2 protein-coding genes are annotated in these 24,237 nt (G+C 71.2%); both read right to left on the reverse strand.

Translation table 11 applies throughout. From position 1 onward, the window contains the following. Positions 1-13,959, reverse strand: a complete 13,959-nt coding sequence (locus tag ACK8N7_RS05515) for an SDR family NAD(P)-dependent oxidoreductase (protein WP_500441220.1) — start codon at positions 13,957-13,959, stop codon at positions 1-3. After that, positions 13,956-24,236, reverse strand: a complete 10,281-nt coding sequence (locus ACK8N7_RS05520) for an SDR family NAD(P)-dependent oxidoreductase (protein WP_500441222.1) — start codon at positions 24,234-24,236, stop codon at positions 13,956-13,958. The genes ACK8N7_RS05515 and ACK8N7_RS05520 overlap by 4 nt, the downstream gene beginning before the upstream one ends. Position 24,237: the final 1 nt, after the last annotated feature.

Raw genomic sequence — 24,237 nt, forward strand, 5'->3', positions numbered from 1 at the left:
TCACTTGGTGCCGCGCCGGTGCGCGGGGTAGAGCGAGGCCGGGAACATACCCACCGGGAGTCCCCGCGCTTCCAGCAGCGGGGAGACCGTGCGCGCGATCCGGGCCAGGTTGGCGTTGTGGGCGATGGTGTGGTGGTCGGCCCTCATCTCATGAACGGTGATCCTGTCGCCGACGAATGCGGCGAACCCGTTGGAGGTGTCGCCGCTCGTCCGTGGCACGGCGGGCAGCCCGTTGTCGTTTCCGGGAGCCAGAAAGCCCTGAGTGGCGTGGAAGAGGGTCGTCGCCACCGGTGTGATCAAAGGCTCGGGCCGGTAGTCCTGGAGAAGATCTCCGTTGCGGAGCATCACCTCGTGCCGCACCAGGATCTGCTTTTTGATCACTTCCTGGTCGGGGCGCGCGGAGGAGTGCCGGTGGATGTGGCGGGCCACCCGTCCGAGCTGTTCGTCCAGGTCGAGGCCGCCGAGGTCGGACAGACCGATCTGCTCGGACACTCCCCATCGCTGGCACATGGCGTTCCCGAGCATGACCAGGGAGAAGGCTTCCGCCTCCACGGCGGTGACCGTTCCCCAGTCCACGCTGTCCCATGCCTCGGTGCCCGGCATGATCGGGTCGATGGCGATCAGGTGCGACACCTCTTCCCCGGCGCTCAGCAACTGGTGAGCCATCTCGTAGGCGAGAACTCCGCCGAAGGAGCAGCCGCCCAGAAGGTAGGGCTCGCCCGGGAACTGCTCCCGCAGCTCGGACACGTAGTGGGCCGCCATGTCCTTGACCGACGCGTACGCACGAGGCCCGGTGTCGAGAGAGCCGACACCAAGCTGCTCCAGACCGATGACGGGTTTGTGAGCGCCGAGGTGACGGGAGAGGTAGATCGCGTAGCTCACCTCGCCGTACAGGTTGTGCGCCCAGATGGAGCGAACCCCATTGCCATAGCGGTTGATGGGCACGATCGGCGACGGCTGACCCGACACCACCGGGGCCGGGCCGCCCGCGCGGGCCCGGGCGATCTCGCGAGCCGCCGCCGCGCCCGCGAGGCTCCATGGCTCACGGTCAAGCTCGTGGACGACGGGAGGCGGGGCGATCCACCGGTCGAAGTCACCGAGCCTGCCGTCGACGCCCCGCACGGCACGGACCACGCAGGCCGTTCCGACTCCGGTCACCGGCCGCGCCCGGTACGTCGCGGCGGCGGCGACCAACGCCCTGCGCCAGCGAGTGGCGTTCAGCAACCAGCGGCGCAGTTTGGGTGCGGGCATGGGTGCGCTCGGTTCCAGCAGCCGCACGGCGGCGTCGACCTGTGCCTCCGCGTCCTCCGGCAGTGGTGAGACGACCGTGGTGGGCCGGCTATCCATCCCCCAGGTCGCCGCGAGCGTTCCGGTGACCTCGGCGACCGAGGCCGCCGACGTCTCCGTCCCGGGCGCGAGCCCGGGTTCCGGCGTCCCGAGAAGCAGCAGCTCGGTGACTTCGACGCCGCCGTCCAGCAGCAGTCTGGCCGTCTCGGCGGCGATCAGCCCGGCGATTCCCTGGCCGACGAGGCGACAGGGGCCCTCGCCATGGCGGGCCAGCACGGCGTCGGCGCACACACGGGCCAGCTCCTCGATCCCTCCCGACGGCTCGGCGTCCCGGCCGAAGCCGGGCGCCTCCAGGCCGAACACGGGGCCTTCTCCCGCGAGGTCGCCGGACAGGTGCAGCAGCCAGCTCAGCTCGCCGGTGTCGCCGAACAGGCAGTAGGCCGGGACGCCCGTTTCCGCTTCGGCGAAGGAGACCCAGTTGGCCGGTTCCGCACTCGGCGCCCCGGGAGCTTCCGCCGCCAGAGGGGTGTCCGTCACCGGCACCTCGTCGGGCAGGACGTAGCTCTTGCCCAGGTGGCTCACCAGCCGGTCGACGCTGGGATGCTCCAGAATCGCCGCCATGGGGATGTGATCGCCGTAGCGCGTCTGAATGCTCTGCATGATGCGCATGGCCCCGATCGAGTCGACGCCGTAGGAACTGAACTCGCGTTCCGGGTCGACCTCGGAGGCAGGGATGCCTATGCCGTCGGCGACCGCCTCACGGACGTGCAGCCGCAGGCGCGCTGACCGGTCCGGTTCCGCCTTCGTCTGTTGAGGGGCGGGTGCGCCGACTCGGGCCGGCGGGGGTGCGCTGGGGCGTGTTCCGGTCGCCCCGTTCCGGGAGGCGATATCCGTGGCAACCGCCGGCGCGGAGGTCTCCGGAGTGGGCGGTGCGACGGGGAGTGCCGGCCGTACGGGGGCAGCCTCGGGCAGCCAGTGGCTCGTGGGCGCGAAGGGGTAGGACGGCAGGGTCACCCGCTTGCGGGCACCGGCGGGGTGGAGGTCACTGAAGTCGATCCCGGTGCCGTTCACCCACAACACCGCGAGCCGCCGTGGATCGCCACCGTGGGCGCGGGACCATGCCGCCTCGACGTCCTGCGCGTCCCACTCGGCGGGCGCCGCCCCTCCGGCTCGGCCTCCGGTGAACAGCCGCTCGTCCGCGCCTCCGTCGAGATGGCACCGCAGGACTTCTTTCAGCTCGTCCAGGGTTCGGGCCACGACGGCGAGTCGGGCCGCATGCGGCCGCCGACCCACTTGCAGCGTGTACGCGATGTCCGCGGCGGACTCACGGGCCGGTCCGCTCATGTGGAGGCGGTCGAGATGGTCGAAGAGGCGCTGGGCACTGACGTCGAGCCGCTCCTGGTCGCGCGCGCTCAGGACGAACAGGTGTCGGCGGGCCTGGTCCTCGGTCGCCGCCGGCAGCGACGAGGGGGGCTCCTCGACCACGAGGTGGGCGTTCATTCCGCCGAAGCCGAAGGAACTGACGCCGGCCCGGCGGGGCAGCGGCTGCCCGGTGGCCGGATCGAGTGGCTGATGCCAGGGCCGGACGGAGGTCACGAGGTGGAACGGTGAGCCGGTCAGTTCTATACGGGGGTTGAGCCGCTCCACGTGGAGGGTGGGCGGAAGCATTCCGTGCCGGAAGGAGAGCAGGACTTTGATCAGCCCCGCGATGCCCGCCGCTGTCTCCAGGTGCCCCACGTTGGTCTTCACCGTGCCCAGACCGCAGTACTGTCCGGCTGCCGCGCCGCCCGTCCCCGGCCGCTCGAACGCCGTTCGCAGCCCGGCCACTTCGATCGGATCGCCCAAGGACGTCCCGGTGCCGTGCGCCTCCACGTAGCTGATCTGCTCCGGTGAGATTCCGGCCCTCTCCTGTGCCCGGGTGATCACCTCGGCCTGCGCGGCCGGGTTCGGTGCGGTCAGGGACGCGGCACGACCGCCGTGGTTGGTGGCACTTCCGGTGATCAGCCCGTGGATGTGGTCACCGTCGGCCCGGGCGCGGTCCAGCGGCTTGAGCAGGAGGGCCCCCACCCCCTCCCCTCGTGCGTAGCCGTCCGCCCGGTGGTCGAACGTCTTGCAGCGGCCGTCGGCCGCCAGCATCCCCGAACTGGTGAAGGCGTCGAAGCCTGTGGGTGACAGGATGACGTTGACGCCGCCGGCTATGGCCAGGTCGCACTCGCCCGACTGGATGGCGCGGACCGCGCGGTGCACGGCCACGAGCGAGCTGGAGCAGGCAGTATCGACCGGCTCGCTGGGGCCGCGCAGGTCCAGCAGGAACGAGACGCGGTTGGCCAGCACGCTGTGGTCGTTCCCGGTGATGAGCTGACCGTCGATGTCGACGCCACGCTCACGTGCCAGTTCACCGTACTCGGAGGAGGCCACTCCGACGTAAAGCCCGCACGCGGTGCCTGCGAGGTCCGCCGGATCGTATCCGGCCTCCTCGATCGCGGCCCACACCGTCTGCAGGAACAGGCGGTGCTGTGGATCCATGACGCGAGCTTCGCGTGGTGTGATCTGGAAGAACTCCGCGTCGAAGCGGTCGACGCCGTCCAGGAAACCGCCCATTCGGTCGGGCCCTCCCCGCTCCGTCCCGAAGCGGTCGGACGGCGCCTTCCGGATGAGGTCGTGACCGGCGGCGAGATGGTTCCAGAACTCTTCCAGGTCCGGTGAGCCGGGGAAGGCTCCCGCCATCCCGACGACGGCTACCGGCTCGGCCCCGGAAGGGGCAGTGGGCATACGGACAGGCCGGAGCGGTTCCTGCGGCTCGGACGCGGCCCGCACCGAGGGTGACGGCGTGGAGCCGCGCCCCGGGGGGATGGCCGGGGACGCGGTGTCGACCGCCGCGCCCCGGACGGGCAGCTCCGTGCGCGCGGCGGCCAGGTGAGCGACCACGGCGGAGACGTCACGGCAGCCGTAGAGGACGGCGGGGCTGAGGTCGAGGGCGAACTCCGTGCCCAGGCGGTCGGCGAGCTGCACCATGGTGACCGAGTCGAAGCCGAAATCGCTGAGATGGTCCTCCAGGTCGATATCGGCACGCGATACCCCCAACAACGCGCAGATCGACGCGATCACGCTCTCCTGGACTTCCATGGTCTCGGTGGACCGCCGATCGTTCTCGATCGGGGCGGGATCCGCCGCCGTGGTCGGGTTCTGCTCGGTCACGTGAGGCTCCTCGTGGTGGCTCGGCGGCCCGTCAGCGGTGGGGGTCTGCGCGGGCAGGTCCAGCCAGTACCGGTTCTCCGCGAAGGGATAGGAAGGAAGCGAGACGACACGGCCCCGGCCGGTCGTCGGTGAACTCCAGTCGACCGGCCGGCCCTCGATCCAGGCGCGGGCCGCCTCGGTGGGCTCGGTGGGCGGCGCGTCCGCCGGCGAGCCGGGCATGCGCGTGTCGTCATGGATCGCAGTGCGCGGGCTCGTCAGCAGGCGGCCGTCCGGGCGCTTCCCGACGTAGGCGTCGAGTACATCGATGACGTCGGCGAGCGTGCGCACCGGAGCGGCGAGCCGCGCGGGAAGTGGTTCGCGGCCCACTCGCAGGGTGTGGGCGACGTCCGTGACGGACAGGTGGGCTCCCGGCCCCGCCAGGTAGTCGCGCAGGCGGCGCGCGTGTTCCGCGAGCTGATCCGTGCGCCGGGCCGAGAGAAGCAGAACCGTGGGCTCCCGCTCGTCGGACCGTACTCCCGGGTGCGGGGCGGCGGGGGCCTCCTCCAGGATGACGTGCGCGTTCGCGCCGCCGGCTCCGAAGGAACTGACGGCCGCCCGCCGCAGCGCCCCGCTGGGTGGGCTCGGCCACGGCGTCGGCGCCCGGGGAACGTGGAATCCGTCGGCGGTGAGGGGGCCGTCGGCGCCGAGCGTGGGCACCAGGACCTCGTGGCGCAGTTGCAACAGGACCTTGGTCAGCTGGGCCATTCCGGACGCCGCTTCGAGGTGTCCGATGTTGGGCTTGACGGAGCCGATCATCAGCGGTGTTCCGGTGCTGCCCGCCCGGTAGGCGCGGCGTAGTGCGGCCAGTTCCACCGGGTCGCCCGCCGGCGAGCCGGTGGCCTGCGCTTCGACGTACTGCACGGAACCGGGTTCGGCGTCCGCCGCCCGCAGGGCATCCTCGATCAGCTCGACCTGCGCTTCGGCGCTGGGGACTGCGTAACCGGCTGTGGTTCCGTCGGAGTTGACGGATGACCCGAGGACGCACGCGTAGATCCTGTCTCCGTCCCTTAGCGCGTCGGTCAGGCGCTTGAGGACCACCGCCCCGACCCCCTCACCGGTCACCATGCCGTCGGCCTCGGTGTCGAAGGCTCGGCTGCGGCCCTCGCGGGACAGCATCTTGGCCGTCGAGAGGTGCAGGTGATGACTCGGATGCAGGATGAGGTTGACCCCGCCGACCAGAGCGGCGCTGCACTCGCCCCGGCGTACGCTCCCGGCCGCCAGGTGCAGCGCGGTCAGTGAGGAGGAGCACGCGGTGTCCACGGCCATGCTGGGTCCGGCGAACCCGAAGGTGTGCGAGACCCTGTTGGCGATGGACCAGGTGGAGGAGGCGGCCTGGACGCGGTGGCCGCGCCCCCACTGCTCGGTCGCCAGCAGCTGGTACTGGCCGTGGTGCATCATCCCGACGAACACGCCGACCCGGGGGCGGCCGGCGGGGTCGGCCGCCCGTAGACGCGACGGTGGCCACGCCGCGTCCTCCATGGCCTCCCAGGCGGTCTCCAGGAACAGCCGCTCCGCCGGATCCATGCGTTCGGCTTCTCTGGGCGAGATCCGGAACAGCAGGGAATCGAAGCGGTCGATGTCGTCGAGGAACGCTCCCCAGCGGTGGTAGCTGCGCCCCGGGACGGTGCCGGTCGGGTCGTCGTGGTCGGCCAGTCGCCACCGTGCCGGAGGGACTTCTTCGATGGCACTGCGTGCGGCGAGCAACTCCTCCCAGAGGCCGTCGGGAGTCGTTGCGCCGGGATAGCGTCCGGCCAGACCGACGATGGCGACGGGCTCGGCCCGGCCGTGATCCGGCTCGACGACGACGCGGGAGGCACGGGGTGAGGGGTCGTCCCTGTCGCTGCCGGTCTCCACGGCCTCCGAGAAGGCCGGGGAGGCCGCGACCGACGTTACTGCCGACGGGACCTCTTCGGCAGCATCGGCGGGGAGGAGGACTGCGGCCAGCTGTGGCCCGCAGCGGTCGACCAGCCCGTGTGCGATGGCCTCCACGGATTCGCCGGCCGTCAGGATCTCCTGTGGCACTGAGCCGATGCGCCGCTCGAGGAGCTCCACGGCCTCCATCGTCGTGAGGGAATCCGTTCCGTAGGCCACGAGCGGGGTCCTCGGGTCCAGTTCGTGAGTTCCGAGTTTCAGCAGTCCCACATACAGGTCCAGGAGATACGCGACGGTGCGGTCGAACAGCGCTCCGCCCCGACTTGCTTGTCGCGGTGCGCTCTCCACGGCCTCCGGTGCCTGGGGGTCTTGCGCTGTCAGGTTCCGGTGGTCCGGGGCCGACGGGGGCCGGGACACCGCTCTCCAGTCCCCTCGCTCGGCGATGATCAACTGCTGGCCGGCCTGATCCGCCGTCCATCCCTCGATGCCGAAGCGCCGCACACCTCTCATGCCCGCGTCGATCAGCAGGGCCGACCAGGTTCCCGGAGAGAGCAGCGGGGAGTGGGGCAGTCTCAGCGCCTCGTCCTGGGAGAGCCACCAGCCGTCGGTGAGGCCGAACACCGGGGTGATGCTGTCGAGGACCCGTGTCGCCTCGTTGACGACGAGCAGCGCACCCGGCTTCATCAGGGCGCTCACATGGCGCAGGGTGGCACGGACGTCGGCCGTCGCGTGCAGGACGTTGGTGGCGAGCACGAGATCGTAGCGGTCCGCGCCGAATTCCTGGCGGGCCGGGTCCACGGAGATGTCGAGGGTCCGGAACGCGGTATAGGTACGGCCTCCGCCGAACCGCTCTTTCGCCGCACCGACCAGCGACGGCGAGATGTCGGTGATGTCGTACTGGATGCTGTCCGCGACCCGGTCCAGCATCTCAAGCAGGGGACGGGTCGTGCCGCCCGTGCCCGCGCCGATCTCCAGCACGCGCAAGCGGTCCGGGGCCCGCGCCGGCGAGAGGCCGCTCGTCGGCCGGGAGGCCGCTTCCGCCAGGCGCGCGCGGACGGCTTCGTCGATCGCCACCGTGCACAGGTCGTTGAAGTGCCGCGTGCGTGGATCATCGTGGTAAAGAGCCGCGAGACGTCGGTCGGAACCACCGGGGAAGAGGACCTCCAGCCCGCGGCGGGCGCCGGTGAGCACCTGCGGCAGGGCCGCCGCGCATTCCTCCATGAGGTCCAGGGTCGGTCCGAGATGCGCGAAGCGCGCCAGCAGGACGGTCCGCTGGTCGGTGATGGCGAGCTCCCCCGCCGGTCGGCCGAGGTCCTCGACGCGTGGGGCACCGCCCTGGAGGAGGCCTCCGTCGATGAGGCCCGCGAGCAGCGCGCCGAAGAGCCGGGACTGCCCCGGTACGACACCGAGCCGGGACCTCAGCGCTGCCTCGGAGTCGGCCGCGGCCGGTCGCCCGGGAAGGCCCATGGCTGTCAGGGCTTTCAGCACCAGCCGCCGGCCGTAGTCGTCCACGGCGTCGAGATAGTCCGCGGCAAACGGCTCTCCACGGTCGCGGACGGCTGAGCGGACCGCCTTCGCGACTCCGTCGAGCAGGGAGGGGCGGGTCGGCGGTTCAGCTGTGTGGGAGCGGTCCCGGGTCATCGGGGTGACGTCGGCCAGCGCCCCCGACACCTTCAGCGGAGCCACCTGTGGAACGCGAGCGGCCAGCGCCTGCCGGAATACGCGTACGCCCTCGTCGTCCGAGAGCGGCTGGACGCCCCAGTCGGCGAGTCTCCTGCGGTGCTCATCGGTCGCGACGGCCCCGTGGTCGCCCCAGAACCCCCAGTCGAAGACGGTGACCGGCCAGTGCAGGCCGGTGGCCAGGTACAGCCCGTAGGCGTCCTGGAAGGTGGACCCGGCGGCATAGTTGGACTGTCCCGGGTTACCGGTGTACGCGATGGCGGAGGAGAAGAGGGCGAGGAAGTCGAGCGGCTCGGCTCCCAGGGCGTCGCAGAGGGCCACGGTCCCCTTCGTCTTGGGGTCCAGCGCGGCTCTGAAGGACGTGTCGTCGGCGCGAGCGATGGTGCGGTCCGCCAGGACGAAGGCGGTGTGGATCACGCCGTCGACTCCGCCGAACCGCTCCCGCATGCGGGCTACGGCGGCGCGCATCGCCACGGGGTCCGTCACGTCCGCGGTCATGTAGTCGACCTCTGCCCCCGCTCGGCGCAGGTCCTCCAGCAGACCGGTGGGCAGCTCCGCTTCGGGGCGCCTGCCCACGACGAGGAGCCGGGCGTCGTGGTTCTGCGCCAGATAGGTGCCGACGGCATTCCCCAGGCCGCCCGTTCCGCCCACGATCAGGTAGCGACCGCCTGTCCGCAGCGGCAGGCCGGCCGGGTCAGGTTCGGGGAGTGTGGCGGGTTCCAGCCGCTTGACCATGCGGGCACCTTCGCGCAGAGCCACTTCCCTGTGCGGCGTACCGGGGGGCTCAGCGGCGACCCGTGCCAGCAGGGTGTCCCATGCACCCGAGGCGGCGCATCGGGCCAGTTCCGTCCCCGAGAGGTCAACGCAGACCACCCGGAGAAACGACAGCTCCCGGGAGAGCGTCCGGGTCATGCCGTGCAGCGACGCCGCGAACGGGTGGGCGGCCGGTACCCGCTCGTCCACCTGCTGGGTGTCGTTGGTGAGAACGGTCAGCCGCATGGTGGGAGGACGGAGCCCGGCAAGCGCCTGCGCCAGATGGAACAGCGCCAGGCAGCCTCGTCGCTGGGAGAGTTCGAGGTGGTCGAGGTCGGTGGGCGAGTAGCGTCGCTCCTCCACGCCTCCCAGGAAGTAGATCTCGCCGGCCTCCGGCCGCCCGCGGAGCACCTGCGCGAACGCTTCGGCGGTATCTAGTCCGTCGATGTCAACCAGGCGGGAGCCGGCGCCCGTCCGGTGGACGATGGCCTCGCCGAGACCGTGGTCCCGGCTCGTCGAGAACACGAGGGCGGGTCCGGACGGACGCTCCTCGTGCGGCTCCTGTGTTTCCAGCCGCCACACGGGGCGGAAAGCCGGAACGGGGGCCGGTCGTTGGGGGCGTACGGCGGTGAGACCGGCGAACCTCACGAGCGGGCGGCAGCTCTCGTCGTACAGGACGACGTCGCAACGGACCGTCCCGCTGTCCGGGTCGGCGGACGTCAGTCGCGCGTGGGCGAATCGTGCCCGGCCTGAGGGGGACAGCAGTTCCACCCGCTCGGCGGATACCGGCAGTGTCGCGGGTTCGTCCCCCGTCGGCACGGCACCGTGCAGCGTGTGCAGGGCCGCGTCGGTCGCTCCCGGTTCGAGCCACCATCCGGTCCCACCGCCGGGGGGTTCGGCCAGTTCGGACAGCGCTTCACCTTCGCCGCACCACATATGGCGCACGAGCCGGTAGGACGGGCCGAAGGACAGGCCATGAGCCTTCGCCCGGTCGTAGAAGGAAGCGCCGCTCTCCGAACGCGCACACCGCGCGCGGAGTGCGCCGAGGTCGAGGCGCTCGGTGGAAGTGCCTTCCGCCAGTACTGCGGTGAACGTCGAGTGCACCACCTCTCCGTCCGGTCCGTCCATGACGATCCGGGCGGCGATGTCGTCCCCCTCCTCGCGGAGCCGGACGACGGGAGCACCGAGACCGAGATCCAGGGGAACGCGCCAGCGCACGTCGGTGAGAGCGCCGACGCGGCGTCCGGTCAGCCTGTTCGCCGCTGCCCGCACCAGTTCGAGGTGGACGACTCCGGCGAGGATCGGCCGTCCGTCGATGACGTGGTCGGCGACGACGGGGTCGGAGGTCTGCAGGCCCACCTGGAATCCGGTTGCCTGCTCGGTCTCCCCGACCGGTGTGAGCGGCGGATCCTCGTGCTGCCCCGCACGGTCCGCCCGAACGGCGTCGGGCGGGAGGACGTCCGGCCAGTGGGCGGGGCCGGCGAAGGGATAGGCGGGGAGCGGCACGATGCGCGGCTCGGGGGAGGTGTCTGCGTCCGGCGCCGTCTCGAACTCGCCTCCCCGCACCCAGAGCTCCGCGAGCTCCCGCTGCCCGCTCGCGGTGGGCAGCTCTACGGTCCCCTCGGCCGGTGTGCCGACGCGGGCTTCGCCCACGTGTCCGGTCAGCTCGCCTGTCCGCTCGCGGGCGTAACTGCCCAGGCGCCGGGAGAGTTCGCCCACCGAGCCGACCACGAGGGCCATGCGGTGTTCGAGGTGCTCACGTCCCACACGCAGGGTGTGGGCTATGTCCCGGAGGGATCCAGGACGCCCGGGAAGCGACAGCGCTTTCGCGAGACGTTCCGCCACTGCCACCAGGCGGTCGGGCGTACGGGCGGAGAGCAGGACCAGCTCCTCGCCGTCAGGGCTGTGACCCTCGTCGGACCGGTGTGCCGGCTCGTACTCCTCGATGATCGCGTGCGCGTTGGCTCCGCCGGCCCCGAAGGAGCTGAGTGCGGCTCGGCGGGGCGAACCTCCGGGCCCGGGCTGCCACGGTTCCAGGGAGCGCTGGAGCCGGAACGGAGTCACCTCGAAATCGATCTTCGCGTTGGGCGGATCGCTGTGCAGGGTGGGTACCAGGGTCCGGTGTCGCATCTGCAGCAGCACCTTGGTGAGCCCCGCGATTCCCGCGGCCGCCTCCGCGTGGCCGATGTTGCTCTTCACCGAGCCGATGGAGCAGAAGCGCCGGTCCTGCGTGTGCTCCGCGAACGCACGGGACAGACCCTCGATCTCAATGGGGTCCCCGAGTTCGGTCCCCGTGCCGTGCGCTTCGACGTAGCCGATCGTACGCGGGTCGATACCGGCCCGGCGGAGCGCCGACCGCACGACCGCCGCGTGCGCCTTCGGGGAGGGCACGGTGTAGCCGTTGGTCTTTCCGCCGTGGCCGATGGACGTGGCACGGATGACGGCGTGCACGTGGTCGCCGTCGGCGAGCGCGGCTCTCAGCGGTTTGAGCACAACGGCCCCGACGCCCTCTCCTGGAACGAATCCGTTGCCGCCTTCGCCGAACGGCCTGCAGACACCGTCCGGCGACATCATCCGCTGCTCGGAGAGCATGGCGAACTTCGTGGGGTGCAGATTCAGGTACGCGCCGCCGGCGATGGCCATCCGGGACTCGCCGTGGCGCAGGCTCTCGCAGGCGAGGTGGAGAGCCGTCAAGGACCCCGAGCACGCCGTGTCGACGGACATGCTGGGACCGTGGGTGTCCAGGAAGTAGGAGAGCCGATTGGCGAGCGAGAACTCCATGGAGTACGCGGAGACGGGGTTGCCCCTCCCCCACTGCTCCGCGCCCACCAGGCCGTAGGCCATTCCCGTGGTGCCGACGAAGACGCCGACAGCATGCCCTTCCTCGGTGCGGGTGTGGCGGTGCAGCCGAGCGCGCGAATAGCCGGCATCCTCCAGGGCGGACCAGGCGACCTCCAGGAACAGGCGTTCAGCCGGGTCCATCCGCTCGGCCTCGCGGGGCGCGATGGAGAAAAAGAGCGAATCGAACCGTGTGACGTCGGAGAGGAAGCCTCCCCAGCGGCCGTAGCTGGAGCCGGGCCGCCGGTCGCCCTCGTCGAACCAACGCTCCTTGTCCCAGCGGTCCGCCGGGATCTCGCCCGTGCAGTCCCGGCCGGTGCTCAGTGCGTCCCACAACTCCTCGAGGTCGGCCGCCCCGGGGTACCGGCCCGCGATGCCCACAACCGCGACGGCGTCGTCGAGGTCCGTGTGGGTCTCCGCTTCGACGGCCGGCACCGAGGTGGTGTCCGGGACCCGCACCGTGCTCGTCGGCTCCGAGGTCCTCCCCAACGCGGCCCGCAGGGGCTCTTCGAAGGACGTCGCGAGCTGTCGGGCCAGCTCCTCCACGGTGCGGTGCTCGAACAACAGCGTCACCGGCATGGGGCGACCCAGGAAGTCCTCCAGCGCCACGGAAAGACGTTTGACCATCACCGAGTCGATGCCGAGCGCGGAGAACTCCTGATCTGGCCGGAGCTGTCCCGGACGCATACGCGTCATCCCGGTTATCAGCTCCAGCAGGTACGTCTGAGCTGCCGGGACCAGACCACGATCCTCGACAGCCGGTGCCGGTTCGGGTGCGGCCTCCGCCTCCCGGGTGCCGGTGTCGAGACGACTCGCGACGAACCGGTCGATGCGGGCGGTGTCTCCGTACAGCACGACCGACTCCGGCGCCCCGGCCTCCAGTGCCGCCGCCATCGCGGCGAGCCCGATGTGCGGCGGCATGGCCGTCATACCCTGCAGGAGCCCTACCGCACGCTCGTCGTTCTCGCTCAGGCGCATTCCGCCACCGCTCCACAGCGGCCAGCCGATGGAGACCGTGGTGCCCGTCCGCCGCCCGGCGGAGACCTGCGCCCCACGACGCGTGGCGAACGCGCCGAGCGCCCGCCCCGCCGCGGCGTAGTCTCCCTGGCCCGGGTGACCGACGTAGGCGGCCATTGAGGAGAAGACCACGAAGAGCCGCAGGGACTCGTCGCGGGTGGCCTCGTCCAGGTTCCTGGCCCCGAGGATCTTCGGAGCCAGGACGCGCTGATGGGCCCCCGGGGGCTTGTTGGCGATGAAGGCGTCCTCGTTGACGCCGGCCAGGTGCAGGACTCCGGTGAGCGGTCCGAACTCGGAGCGGGCCACCGCCACGGCGCCCCGGACGTCCTCCAGCTTTGTGACGTCACCGCGGACGTACCTGACCCTGCCGCCGGCCCGCTCGATCCGGGTGAACGCGTCGCGTGCGAGAGTATCGGGCTCCGAGCGGCCCAGGAGGACGAATCGGGCGCGAGACCGCTCCGCGAGCAGTCCGGCGAGGGCCAGCCCGATACCGCCCGCGCCACCGGACACCAGGTAGACGCCCTGATCAGGGAATTCGGGCTCCTTGCGCCACGGCAGTTCGACGGGCGGCATGACACGCACCCAGCGCCCGTCGGAATCGTGGCGCACCTGCGCCAAGGGCTGGTCGGAGCGCTCCAGTTCCGACAGCGCGAGGAGTACGGCATCGGCCGACGGGACCGCCGCGAGCGAGACCATGTGCAACCGCCGGTCCTCCAGGGCCGCGATGCCGCACAGGCCGCCGAGCGCGTCGGCGGACAGGTCACGGTCCCGACCAACAGCGACGCACGCCACCGCGAGCTGTTTGCCCACCCGTTCCCGGATGAGGGTCCGCAGTACCGGATACACGACGTCCAGGCAGCGGTCGGGCCCAGCGCCCGTGACGATCACGACGCGCTCGGGAGTGGTTCCCCGCGCGGCCGACTCGCGCCAGAGGCGGTTCCAGCCCGCGTCGTCGAGCACGCCCACGCGGTAGAGGGACCCGCTCTCGCGGTGAAAGCCTTCCTCCCTCGTCGCGTGGACCATGACCGCTCCGGGCGGCGGGGACACCGCCGGAGGCTCGCCATCGGTGTGGTCGACGACCACCACCGTGGAGCCCCCCGGGAGCGAGCGGAGCGGCGCGAGCGGCTCTCCCAGCTCCCATCCCGGGCTGAAGCACCTGAGGTCGCCGCGCTCACGATCGGCTCCGGGGCCGATGAGGGCCGTGGCCTCAGCCACGGACAGTTCGCCGCTCCGGACCTGTTCGAGGATGCGCCGCCTGGACTCCCGCTGCTTCACAACACACCTTCCATGGACTGTTCGGCCTGCTCGACGGAGATGCGGCCCTCGCTGAGCGCCCGGAGTACCTCGGGCAGGGGCACCTCGTCCGCCTCCGGCGCGATGTCGGTGCGCGGCTCGGCGACCACCCGCGGATTCGGCGCGTCCACCCAGTGCCGCTGCGCCGCGAACGGATACGTCGGAAGCGGAACGCGGCGACCCGGCAGCGGCCGCAACGGCGTTCCGTCGGCCACCCACCGTCGCGCGTCCGCGTGCGGTCCGGATTCCGCAGCCGCCCTCTCGACGTGCCCGGAATCCTCGGGTGGGCCGGTGATGATGCCCGCGTCGGCCACGCCGCCGAGGTGTGCCCGCAGCAGAGCAAGGAGTTCCTCCGTGGTGGAGGCGACGAGAGCCAGACGCCGGCCCATGGAGTCCCGCCCCACGGTCAGCGTGTAGGCGATGTCCTCCAGCGGGAGCGGAGCCGGCTCGTCCGCCTGCCGGTCCCGCAGGAAGTCGTGCAGGTTCCGCACATACGCCGAGAGGCGCTCACCGGTGCGCGCCGACAGAGGAACGACGTGCTGCCGCCCGGTTTCCGCGACGGTGGGCCGGCTCTGCTGCGGATGATCCTCCAGGAGCACGTGGGCGTTGGTCCCGCCCAGTCCGAAGGCGCTCACGCCGGCGCGGCGCGGTGCGTCCGATGCCTCCCACGGCGTCAGCCGGTCCACGACGCTGAAGGGGCTCCCCTCCAGGTCGAGCAGGGGATTGGCCTCGGTGAAGTGGAGCGTCGGCGGCAACATTCCGTTCCGCATCGCGAGGACAGTCTTGACCACTCCGGTGAGACCGGCTGCGGCCTCGGTGTGCCCCACGTTCGACTTGACCGTACCCAGCGCGCACCACGGGCGCACCACGCCGGTCTCCGCGGCACCGGTCACCTCGGCGAACGCCTTGCGCAGGCCGCGTACTTCGATCGGATCGCCGACCTCGGTGCCGGTGCCATGAGCCTCGATGTAGCTGATCGAGCGCGGGTCGACCCCCGCCCCTCGGTAGACGGATGCGATCAGGTCGGCCTGTGCCGTGGGGCTGGGCATCATCAAGGAGTCCTTACGGTCTCCGCCTCCGTGGGAGACACCGCTACCCCGCACCAGCGCGTGGACCGTGTCACCGTCCGCGAGTGCCTTGGACAGGGGTTTGATCACGACCGCGACGGCTCCCTCACCCCGGACCATGCCGTTGGCCCGGCGGTCGAAGGCCGCGCACCGGCCGTCCGGCGAGAGGATCCCCAGCTGGCCGAGCGCGACGAACAGGTCCGGGGTGAGGAAGAGGTGCACGCCTCCGACGATCGCCGCGTCGCACTCTCCGGTCTGTACGGCGCGCACTCCGCGGTGCAGCGCGGTCAGGGAACTGGAGCAGGCAGTGTCCACGGCCTCGCTCGGTCCGCGGAGGTCGAGCTGATACGACACACGGTTGGCTATGAGGCAGTGGCCGCCGCCGCTCACGACGTGGCCCTCGCGGTGCCTGCCGGCGCGCTGCAACTGCCAGTCGTAGTCGCGCGAAGTGGCCCCCACGAAGACCCCTGTGCGGCTCCCGCGGACCTCCGACGGTCGGTGGCCGGAGTCCTCCACGGCCTTCCAAGCCGTCTCCAGCATGATCCGCTGCTGCGGGTCCATCAGCTCGGCCTCCAGCGGCGTCATGCCGAAGAACTCCGCGTCGAACCGGTCGACGCCGTCGATGAAGGAGCCCCAGCGGCTGTTCACCTTGCCCTCCTCGCGGTGCGGGTCGCCGAAGAACTCCCGCCAGTCGAAGCGCTCCGCCGGAATCTCCGACACGAGATGGACCCCGTCCCGGAGGTTCCGCCACCAGGTCGTCAGATCAGGCGACTTGGCGAAGCGTCCCGCCATTCCCACGATGGCGATCGGATCGGTCGACGGGGAAGGCGGCGAGGTGGCCGCGGTCGGTACCGGCCGTTCCGACTGTGCGGTCTGCCGGACCGACGAGTCGGCGCCGGCCGGGCGGGCGTTCTCCTCGGGCTCGGCCCGCGGGTTCGGGCCGGGAGCGTGAAGGGACAGGTACTCCGCGAGGGAGTCGATCGACGTGTGCTCGTACAGCAGGACCTTGGGAAGCTTGCCGAACTCGGGTTCCAGCATGCGCACCAGTTGGATGGCGCTGAGGGAGTCCATGCCGTAGTCGTCGAAGGGTGCGGCGGAATCGACGTCCTCCTCGGCCCTGCCGAAGAAGCGGGCGAAGATCCCCCGCAGCCGAACGCGGACCGCGGTGGCGTCGGTTGTGGCCGAGGAGTCCTCGGTGACCGGCGGGGCATCGGCCGAAGGCATCGTCTTCGGTGTGCCGACCGGCCGGACGACACCGGAGGACCGCTTCCCGACAGCGTGCGCCGATGCCGCGGCCGGAGTCGTGGCGAGATCTCCGTGCGGAAGGTCCGTTCGGACCTCGCCGATCAGGACGGCGTTGTCGAACGCTGACTCGTCGAGGTCGGGCGAGCCCAGAGCCCAGGTGCGTCCGAAGCCCTGTTCCGCCATGGCCCGGCGCCAACCGGCGACGTCCAGGAACGGGGAGTGCGGAAGCCTGACCTCCGGATCGACGCTGGACCAGTAGCCGGGCAAGGCTCCGATCATCGCCGTCATGCAGTCCCGGTTGCGGACCAGTTCCTCCAGCACGACGATCCCGCCCGGGGCGAGCAGACGCCGGATACGGGCCAGGCTCCCGGCCATGTCTCTGGTCGCGTGCACCGAGTTGGCCGCGATCACGATGTCCATGCTTCCCGGCTCGAATCCCTGTGCTTCGGGGTCGCTGTCCAGATCGAGTACACGGCACTCGAAGGTGACCGGCGTACCGGCGAACCGACCGCGGGCCGCGGGCAGAAACCCCGGAGAGACGTCGGTGAAGGTGTAGCGCACTGCGGCTTCCATGTCGCCCAGCTCGTCGAGGAGGCGCCGTGTGGTGCCACCGGTGCCGCCACCGATCTCCAGCAGCCGGACCGGCTGCCCGGCCCGGCGCTCGCGCAGCGCGCGTGCCTGACCTGACACGATCCGGGCGACGATCTCGTTGTGGTGGTCGGCGACCGCGTTGCCGTCGTAGATCCTCAGCAGCAGATCCGGGTTGTCCTCCGCGAAGAAGACGTCCAGCGGGTCCGTCTCGCCGGTGAGCATCTCGGGGAGTCGGGGGACACAGACGGTCACCAGGTCGACCCAGGGCTTCAGTTCGGGATGGTCGACCGCGAGGGAGACGGCCTCGGCGTGCAGCCTTTCCGTCTCCTCAGGTGTCCCGTACCGGTGTCCCGGGCGGGACGGAGCTCGACCGATCATGGCCGCCAGAGCGTCGGCCAGCCTTCCGTACCGCTCTTCGTCAGCGAGCCGTTCCCGCAGGCGTGCCGCCGTGGGCGCACTGCCCTGAGGGCCCTCACTCAGGAGATGACGGCTCCACGACCGCAGGAGATCATCGAGACGGTCCATGCCCCGGGACGCACGGTCTCCGGAGAAACCGCTGCGGAGGACGAAGTCCCGGGCCGCGCTCACCACGGGGGCGGCGCCGTCGTCTCCGGACAGCCCGGGCTCATCGGCGTCGGCGCGCGAGCTCGGGGCTGGATCCTCTTCGAACCAGTACCGCTCACCCGTGAAGGGATAAGTGGGCAGGGAGAGACGAGGCAGGTCGTCCGCACCCGGCATCGGAGGCAGTGCCGACAGCCCGTCCGTCCACTGTCGCGCCGCCTCCGCCAACTCGGGGTCACGAGAGCGCACGAGGTCGTCGCCGTAGAGACGCCGCGTCGGGGTATCCGTACCGAGATACGTGTCCAGTCGGTGCAGCAGGTCCGGCAGCGAGTCCGCGAGCACCGCGATGCGGCATTCCATCTCCTCGCGTCCGCGGCGCAGGGTGACGGCGACCCGGTCCGCCCGTATGCCGGAGTGATCAGCGAGGAAGTCCCGGTGCCTGCGGACGAGTTCGCGCAGAGCCCGCTCGTCCCGTGCCGAGAACGGAAACAGCAGGGGCCCGCGGCTCGGGCCGGGCACGCTGCGGGCGGGCGGCTCCTCGATCACCGCGTGTGCGTAGGCGCCGCCGAAGCCGAAGGAACTCACCCCCGCCCTGCGCGGCGCACCAGCTGCCGGTTCCCACGGCATGGCTTCGGTGTTGATGAACAGCGGACTGTCGTCGAGGTCGCAGTACGGGTTGGGGGTCTCGAAGGACGGCATGGCGGGGATGACGCCGTGCCGCATGGACAGCACGGTCTTCACCACCCCGACGAGACCGGCGGCTCCTTCTGTATGGCCCAGATGCGCCTTGGCCGATCCGAGCGCGCAGAAACCCTTCCTGCCGGTGTGCCGGCGCAGGGCCGCTGCGGCGGCCTCGACCTCCACGGGGTCTCCGAGACTGGTTCCGGTGCCGTGGGCCTCCAAGTAGGTGAGGGTCTCCGGGTCGATTCCCGCCTCCTTCCAGGCGCTGAGAAGCAGAGCCGCCTGCCGGGCGGGGTGAGGAGCGGTAACGGAGGCGGCGCTGCCGCCGTGGTTGACGGCTACGGCCCTGATCACCGCGTGCACGGGGTCGCCGTCCGCAATCGCCCGGTCGAGCGGTTTGAGTATCACCGCGGTCACCGCCTCCCCCGGCACGTATCCGTCGGCGCGCGCGTCGAACGTGTGGCAGCGTCCCGAGGGGGACAGCGCTCCCAGTGCCGAACTACGGAGGTAGTGCTGCGGGCTGAGAATCAGATTGGTGCCGGCGGCGTAGGCCATCTCGCACTCACCACGACGCAACGCGTTCACCGCGAGGTGCAACGCGTACAGGGAGGAGGAGCAGGCGGTGTCGACGACCATGCTGGGGCCGGTGAGATCAAAGGTGTACGAGGCGCGGTTGGCGGCCATGGACACCGAGGTCCCGGTGACGTCATGGGCCCCTGGCAACCGGTCGCGGGCGGCCATCTCCTGGTCGTAGTCACTGAAGCACCGGCCGACGAACATGCCGGTGGCGGACCCCCTCAGTACACCCGCGACCCCCGCGTCCTCCGCCGCCTCGTACAAGACCTCCAGCAGAAGACGGGACTGCGGGTCCATGCCTTCGGCCTCGGCACGTGGCACGCCGAAGAAATGGGCGTCGAAGCGCGCGACGTCGTCGAGGAAGGCTCCGTGGCCGCAGTCAGTGCCGGAGGGACGGGTGCCCGTCGGGTCGTGGTAGAGCCGGTGGTCCCAGCGGTCGGCGGGGACCTCGGTCACCAGGTCGTGTCCCCGCACGAGATGCGTCCAGAGCTCCGACGTGCCGACGGAGCCGGGAAAACGTCCGGCCATCCCGATGATCGCTATCGGCTGATCGCCCGGCCCCGGGATGGGACGTGTGACCGAAGGAGAGAGGGCATCGGCCTGACGCTCCGTCGACTCCTGCGCACCAGTCCCTGCGGCGAGGAGATCCGCCACGGCTCCGGAGTGCTCGTCGACCAAATACCGGGCGAGACTGCGGACGTCCGTGTGCCGGAACAGCACGGTCGGCTGGATGTCGGCGGAGAGCTGATCGGAGAGCCGCTGCACCAGATCGACGATCTGAACGGACGACAAGCCGAGTTCCATGAACCCGGTGTCGGCGAGATGGCCACCGGCAGGCGCAGCGCCGGCCTCCCGGAGCAGCTCCGCCACCAGATCGCCGACGTACGACATCGCCGCCGCGGCCGGTTCCTCGCCCTGGGCTGTTCCGGTGGGCTCCGGCGGGCCCTCGGACGGTGTGATGACGCCCAGGTGCCTCTCCAGCCGGTTCCGCTCGCCGCAGAGTACGACGACCTGGGTCTCCTCGGACGCGAGGGCGCTTTTCAGGGCTGCTAGCCCTTCCTCCGTCTCCAGAGGGCGTGAGCCGGTGCGGGCCAGTACGCGGTCCCGAACTGCGGGGTCGATGTGCATCCCGCCATCGCGCCACAGCGGCCAGTTGACGGCGAGGGTGCGCCCCGAGCGGCTGCCCGTGTGCCGGAGCCGGTCACGCCATGTCGCGAAGGAGTCCAGATACCGGTTGGCCGCGGCGTAGTCCGTGGCGCCGGCGTTGCCGAGGACCGCGGCGACGGAGGAGTAGAGAAGGAAGTAGTCGAGCCGCTGATCGCTGGTCGCGGCGTCCAGATGGACCGTGCCCCGTACCTTGGGGTCGAGCACCTTCGCGAAGGAAGTGGTCGCCTTGTTGACGAGCAGGGCGTCGTCCACGACCCCCGCCGCGTGGATGACGCCGGTCAGTGCGCCGAGGCGTTCGGTGACCGTGCGGACGGCCTCGCCGGTGGCGTCCCGGTCGGTGAGGTCGGCGCTCACGTAGAGCGCGCGGGCTCCGAGCGCCTTCAGCTCCGCCACCGCGGCGTCGGTGTCCGCTCCGGCGGCCGACCGACCGATCAGGGCGATGGACACCTCCGCCGTCCGTGCCAGAAGCCGTGCGGTGTGCAGGCCGAGAGCCCCCGCGCCCCCGCTGATCAGATAGGTGCCACCGGGCCTGGCGAGGGGCGGGTGTCCCGTATCCCGGTCATCCGGGAGGGCTGAGGACATCGGGATGAAGCCGAGGACCCTACGGCCCTCTGTGGTGTGGCGCGATTCGCCGCCGGTCCAAGCCGGGCCGGCGGCGCTGCCGGTGCTCTTGGCAAGCGCGTCGGCTGCTTCCGCGAGCACGGTGGCGGCGCTCGCCCGGCCGGTGTCGAAGCCCACCGTCTTCAGCGCGAGCTTGGGCTGCTCCAGGCGGACGCTGCGGGCGAACCCGCCGACCGCCGCGTTCGCGGGGCTCTCCCCCTCGTAGCCGTAGACCATGGCCAGCGGGCCTGTGCGGCCGAGTGCCCAGGCGCGGCAGAGACGTAGTACGGACAGGAGTCCGCCGACATCCTCCGTCCGGGAAGCCGCCGGTGCTCCCAATGCCCATAGGTGCAGGGCCGCCGCGGGTTCGGTGCCCTCCGCACGCAGTTCGGATGCGAGGGCTCGATAGTGCTCCTCGTCGCCCGGCTGGATCTCGTAGGTGTCCCGAGCGACGCGCGCGTAGGCCATGCCGGGCCGTACCTGCACCACCCGGCCGCACAGCGACCGCAGTCCGGCGACGCGTGTGTCGTCCGTGTCGAAGGCCAGGACCACGGCGTCGGCGAAGGGGCCGGGGGTGTCGATGGGAAGCGCGGCGGGCAGCCACCGGGGGGCGTAGAGCATCGCGTCGGACGGAAGTGCCGAGGGCGTGGCGGGGAGGGCGGGGGCCTGGGGAACCTGCGGGGCCACGCTTCCGATCCAGTACCTTCTGCGAGCGAACGGGTAGGTGGGCAGCGGGACTCGAACGGCTCCGTCGATGACCGGCCAGCCCGTCGTGGCGCCGGAGGTCCATCGCTCCGCCAGTGTGGCTTCGTCCAGTGCGCCGGAAGGGACGGGAGGGGTGCTCCCCCCGGGCCGCACACGACCGGTGCGGGCCGCCGCCCGAAGGCGGCGGCCCTGAGCGAAGTCCTCCAGTGCCTCGGCCAGTTCGGCGCGGTCCGACACGACGACGGCGAACCGGTGTTCCATCGGCCTACGGCCAATCCGCAGGGTGTGGGCCACCTCGTCCAGCCCGAGGTCGGGTCGCGAGCGCAGGTGCATCGCGAGCCTCCCCGCCTGCTGCCGGACCTGTTCTTCGGTCTGCGCCGACAGGGGCACGGCGCGCGGCAACCGAATGCTCGGTGCACCGGCCGCAGGTGACTGCTCAAATTCTTCGATGACGACGTGAACGTTGGCTCCACCCGCGCCGAAGGCGCTCAGCGCGGCGCGCCGCGGCACAGTGGCGCCGGTCGCGGGATCGACGGGGGCAGACCAGGGCTCGTGTCGCTCCGGAAGGTAGAACGGGGTCTTCTCGAACTGGATGTCCGGATTCGGCTCACCGATGTCGGGGCTCGCGAGGAGCATCCGGTGCCTCAGGGCCAGCAGGAGCTTGGTCAATCCGGCCATTCCCGCGGCGGCCTCAAGGTGGCCGATGCCGCCCTTCACCGAACCGATGGCACACGAGCCGGGTTCGACGCCGTGCTGCTGCCCGTAGACGGAGGTGAGTGCTTCGACCTCGATCCGGTCGCCCAGCGTGGTGCTGCTGGCGTGTGCCTCCACATAGCCGATGGTGCCGGCCGGTACGCCGGCATCGGCCAGTGCCGCCGAGACGACCCGGGCCTGGGCATCGGGGCTGGGCACCGCGTATCCCCCGGTACGGCCGCTGTGCCTGAGGGCGGAGCCGCGGATCAGACCGTGGATGTGGTCTCCGGAGGCGAGCGCGTCGGCGAGCGGGCGGATGACGACGGCTCCCACGCCCTCCCCGGGCACGTAACCGTCGGCACCCTTGCCGAACGGCCTGCACCGGCCGGTGGGGGAAAGCAGTCCGAGGTCGCCGAGGCGGAGGTACTTGTACGGATGGAGGGAGAGGTTGACCCCTCCCACGACGGCCGCCCGGCATTCGCCCCGCCGGATGCTGGCGACCGCGAGGTGCAGCGCCGTGAGCGCGGCCGAGCAGGCGGTGTCCACGGTCAGGCTGGGGCCCTTGAAGTCGAAGGTGTAGGAGACCCGGTTGGTGAGCGCGGACGACCAGGAGCCGACGACCTCGGAGCCACCCTGCCGCAGCCGGTCGAGTCCGTTCAGCTGGTAGTCGTTCCACATAGCGCCGGCGAACACCCCGACCGCGGAGTCGGTCTGCGCCCCCAGACTCTCCGGAGTGTGCCCGGCGTCCTCCAGCGCCTCCCAGGCCGTCTGGAGGAACAGACGTTCGTGCGGGTCCATCGCCGCGGCCGCTGTGTCGGCGAGGTGGAAGAACGGGGCGTCGAAGTCGGCTGCGCCGTCGCAGAAGGCGCCCCACTTGCCGTAGCCGCGCCCCGGGGTCTTCCCCTGCTCGTCGAAGTAGGGGGTGTGGTCCCAGCGGTCGGCCGGAATCCCGGTGACGTGATCGGCGCCCTCACGCAGTACGCCCCACAGGGCCTCGGCGGTTGCGGCGCCCGGGTACCGGCCCGCCAGGCCCACAATGGCGAGTGGCCCGCCGTCCGGGTGCGCCGACACGTCAGCCGCCCACGGGACGGACGGGGCGGGCGTCGCCCGGTCCGGGACCGCGCTGGTGGCCGGCGCGGATGCCCGCACCTTGCCCACGACCGTTTCGTGCCCGCTCCCCCGCAGGTGGTCCACGAGCGCGCTGACGGTCGGGTACTCGAACAGCAGGGTCGGGTAGAGCTGCGTGCCCAGGCCGTCCTCCAGGGAGCCGGCGATGTCCAGCAGGTCCAGCGAGGTCAGGCCGAGGTCGTAGAAGCCCCGTTCGGGGTCGACGTCGTCGGCGTCACGACCGAGCTTCGCCGCCACGAGCGTGGCAATGGTCTCCCGCAGGCCCGTCGCGCGGCTCTCGGGGGACGAGTGACCGGTGGATTCCGGGGCCCGCGCCGGCTCGGCGCCGGGGCGACTCCCCACGACCGGTCCGCGCCGGCCGGTGATCAGGTCTGCGGAACGGACGCGCTTGGCTCGGAAGCCACCCAGCCGTGCGACGATCCGGCCGTCGGGCGAGCAGATCTCCAGGTCGGCCTCGAACAGGTCCGCGTCGAGCCGTCCGCCGACCGGGCCGGGAACGTGGACGAGGTTCTCGGGGCCGATTCCGCCCGTGGCGTGGAAGGAGTCCACGTACAGAGGGATGAAGGCGTGGTCGGCGGCTGAGCGCTGAGTCTCCTGGAAGAGCAGCAGGGGAACCAGGGTGGCGAAGTCGAGCACGGCCGGGTGGGCGTGGAACTGGCTCAGGTAGGGACCCGCCTCGGCGGCGAGCCGCATCTCCGCCAGCGCGTGGTCCCTGCCCACGTGCACGAGACCGGATGCCTTCATGAAGCCCCGGTGCACGATGTCGAGTTGGCGTGCGAAGCCGTAGAGCTCGTCGACTCCGACCACGCGGGTGGCCCGGGACGTGAGACGTCCGGGGTCGATGCTCCGTTCCAGCAGGTCCGAGTCGGCCGGATGGAGCTCCGCACGGCAGTTGGTTTCCCATTCCTCACCCGGGCCAAGGGGACGGCTTCGGACGGTGACGGGCAGGGCCGCGCCGTCGTCGGTCCGACCGATCCGTACCTCGATCCGGCGTCCGGCCTCGGTTCCGAGGACCGGGGCGAGGAAGGTGATCCGCCGCAGCTCCACACGGGCCGGATCCACACCCGACTGACGCACCACGCGCAGCACCAGGTCGAGGAGGAACACGCCGGGCAGCACGGGCACGTCGTGCACGAGGTGATCGCGTACCGCGTCGTCCGCGGCGGTGACGGTCGTGGCCGCCCGACGGTCGGCGAGGGAGCGCAGGATGTCCTCGGAACGGTCCGAGCTTCGTTTGTCCGCCATG

It is taken from the genome of Streptomyces griseobrunneus, from assembly GCF_046713465.1.
GTDB lineage: Bacteria > Actinomycetota > Actinomycetes > Streptomycetales > Streptomycetaceae > Streptomyces > Streptomyces microflavus.